At 37.3% G+C, this 3565-nt stretch carries 1 protein-coding gene and 1 pseudogene; both read left to right on the forward strand.

The window, feature by feature from the left end:
* The first annotated feature begins 661 nt into the window (after positions 1-661).
* Positions 662-1006, forward strand: a complete 345-nt coding sequence (locus TY19_RS03640) for a helix-turn-helix domain-containing protein (protein ID WP_158383124.1) — start codon at positions 662-664, stop codon at positions 1004-1006.
* Between the two features lie 119 nt (positions 1007-1125).
* Positions 1126-3565, forward strand: a pseudogene (locus TY19_RS03645) (hypothetical protein); the annotation flags it as partial.

Genomic DNA, 3565 nt, shown 5'->3' on the forward strand with positions numbered 1-3565 from the left:
CTTAAACCCAAAGAACCAACCGATGGTTGTTTTTCCCCCACTTAGCGTGGCTCTTTAAAAACACGATGGGAAGAGGCACGTTTGACGCGGGCAAACCGTTAAGACTGTAGAGTCTATCAATAAAATCTCTTCACAGATATCTTGATGTTCTTAGATCAAGCAAAATATAGGAAAAAATGCTTCAGAGGTGAGTTGAACAAACCTTGAGTACCCAACAAGGATAATGTAGACTATTTCTCTATTGGTTTTTTATGAGAATAAACAGCAGAAAAAGATATAGAAAAGCGTCTTGGGAATAAATATATTAAATTTGTGTTTGTAAATAAAAATCTTGAAGAAAATATTAAAATTTCTAAAAATTCAGGTTCTTCGGAGATTTGCGTAGTAAATAAATTTTTGAAGGCTGAGAATAATTAAAAAAATTAGCATTTGTCACACCTTATTGTTTACTACGCAATTAGGAGAGCGATCAAATACTAAAGAACAATCATGTAACCAAACTGATTAAATTAGAAAGGGTAAAATTTACAGACATTGATATTCAAGAAGATAGAGTTCATCTTTTTGTAAGAACCTGCACGACTTGCAATTATGCCCAACATGTCTTAAGCCAACTTTCAAGTTAGTTGATGTTACTCCAAAAATTTATAGAGGCTTGGATTTGATTGAACGGGATTGTTTATGTACTTTCAAGGAACCTCTATCGTTTGCTGCACCATATCGGCATTATACAAATCGATTTGAGCATGAAATTTACGAATGCTGCCGAGAAACAACGGCTACTTATGCAGCCAAAAAATTTGGAATTAATGATAAAACTGCTACGGAAATTTATCAAACTGTAGCAAAGCGAAAACAAGAACTAAAGCCCCTCTTTCTCACAGAAGTGATCAGCATTGATGAAATTGTTATGCATAAAGAACATAAAGACTTTGTTGTTGCGGTTAGTGATCTAACAAACAAAAGAGTCATTGATGTTCTCAGTGATCGGAAAAAAAAGCTTTAGAAGCATACTTGGATGGTTAGAATAGCTAATTTAAAAACAAAATCAAATCAATTGCAATTTGAAAAGAGTAAAACAAAGCGTGTGGCGGTTAATCAATTCAATCCAAAAGGAAAATCAGTATGAATGAGGTGACTCGTTATAATATAAGGATGCACGATAATGGCTATTGCAGCCAAATACGAACATCTGTCCCTCCTATTCGAATAATAGAACAAGGAGTGGAAGCCATTGAGAAGATTTTAGCAAAAGAGCTCCTTTGTCGACACGATGTGGAAGAGATTAACCAAATTTATCAGTCTGTAGATCTCTTAGAGAGGCAAATTGAAGAGATACCTGCGCGGAATAGCCACCATGCCCTCCAAAAAATTATAGAAAAAGTTAAAAAGATTGTTTCTAATCAAGCAGTTAGCGCGCAGGATTTGATTTCACTCTACCATTTACAACACTTTTCAGATTCAGAGTTGCAAATCGAGCAGGAGTTTAAAAGCGTACAGCGTAACTTTAGTTCCGGTTACTTTCAAGCTATTGCCGAGGAGCTTCCCTATTGCTTTTCCACAGATCAATTCGATGAAGATGTGAAATGTTTGATAGGGCCTAACCGTACTGAAAAAGTGAATAAAATCTTGCAATGCAAGAAAAAAAAACTTCAAGATTACGAACAGCTAAAGAAAGTTATCGCACAAAGAAAATCTGATTTAGAAGAGCTCAGAAAATACGATCCTTTGTCATATCCAGCTTATTTGGATGAACTACTCGACAACGGCTACATTCACCTCTACGATCATCTCCTTCAAATGAGAGCTCTTCCCAGTCGCAACGAACGGCGATCTGAAATTGAAAAAATCCCCTTTTCTCTCTTATCTCATATCGTCTTGGAAACTCGAGAAGCAATCATTCAAAAAGTCGTAAACTCTATCCCTGCGGATCGCTCTCGTATTTTATTCCTATTAGGCCCCTCAGGAGCCGGCAAGTCGACCACGTTATGTTTCCTAAGAGGAGATCAGATGATATTAAAAGACTTCCACTACGAATCACAAAGTGATCGGCAACAGATTATTGGACTTTCTGGAGCAACTTCATGTACATTTCTCCCGACCATTGAAATCGTCCAAGATTGGGCCATCATTGATTTTCCCGGTTTTGACGATACTAATGGATCTCTCATCTCTTTGGGGATGGAGTGTGCTCTAAAAGCGCTGATCGCAAAATACACTCCCCAAATATTGATTCTCGAGTCGATCACAAATAATGAAGGCAGGTTTGCAGCCGCAGCTCAACTAGGGTCTCGTCTGAGTCATTTACTCAAGAATAAGAACGACTGTCTATTAGGAATCACAAAATACTCCAAAGATCCTGATTTTAGACAAATTCAAGCAATAGAGGAGCAACAGAAGAAAGAACTATTAGAACGCACTCCAGAAGAGATTGCACTTCGTGCATCCATCGAGACACTTGCCGCTCTAGATATGCCGGCATTACAACCTAAGATAGAGAAAATGCAGCAACAACTTGCTAAGATGCAGGAAGAGAAAGAGCAAACACAACAGATACCATTGCCTGAAACGGGCCCCAAAGCAGAAAGTCGCAAGAGGCTCCAAGAAAGAGAAGAGGAACTATTAAGGCAAATTGGCTTAAAAGAGATCATCCGATTTGATAATCTAGAAGATACGAGTCATTTATCCTCATGCGTTGCAACTTTTTCTGAGAACTTTGAAAGGGGACCGATCTGTGTGAGTTCTTCGCAACCTTTAGATCCTGATGATGAAAGACTATTAGAAAATCGGTTTAAGAACAGTCTGAAGCTAGAGATGAAAAATCTTAAAGATTACGACATAAAGTTTGAAAACCTTCAAGTTTTTGTACAAAGTGTGCTAGAGTCTAGCTTAATTAATACCATCTTTTCCCAGTCGAATCCGGAAATCGGACAGTTTTTACATTTGCCAGAAATCGATCCTCGTCTTGTTCGCAACTATGACAAGGAAATTGTAGGTCGTTGTATCAAAGAGTACATCCGCTCCATCCTTAGTACCCTTAATATCTCTTTTATCGACACAGTATTAAAAGAGTTAAAAGGCAAGGTCTCTAAAAAAACAATTGCTATACTCAAAAAAAAAGTAAATCGGCTTCGAGATTATGTGTTGGGCTTATTGGGATCCTTTCCCGAAGATCAAAAAAAAGCGAAAGAAAGATGGGTTATTCTCCAGGAAAGTTATCAATCAGCGAAAGATTCAGTATTAGAAAAATTTAAATTACCACCTTGGGCGACAGTGCTTCTTTGTATTCCAAGCGGGATACCGTACGGTATTTACGCATTAATAAGATGGAATGAACTGAAAAAAGAAGAGCAGAAAAAGATCGAAGAAACGATTGATCTTTGCTCTGATGATTTAGATCGAATATACAATGCACTAGTGAAACTAAAAGATCTAGAAAACATCATTGAAAAACAAGAGATCATTGATGAGGTATTTTATTCTGGGGAGAGTTTTTTCGAGTCGGAAGATGCTTTCATAGCATCTATACAAAATAAGATTCAAAAAATTAGAGCAAACTACGGCA

Origin of the sequence: Candidatus Protochlamydia sp. R18 (genome assembly GCF_000648255.1) — a bacterium.
GTDB lineage: Bacteria > Chlamydiota > Chlamydiia > Chlamydiales > Parachlamydiaceae > Protochlamydia > Protochlamydia amoebophila.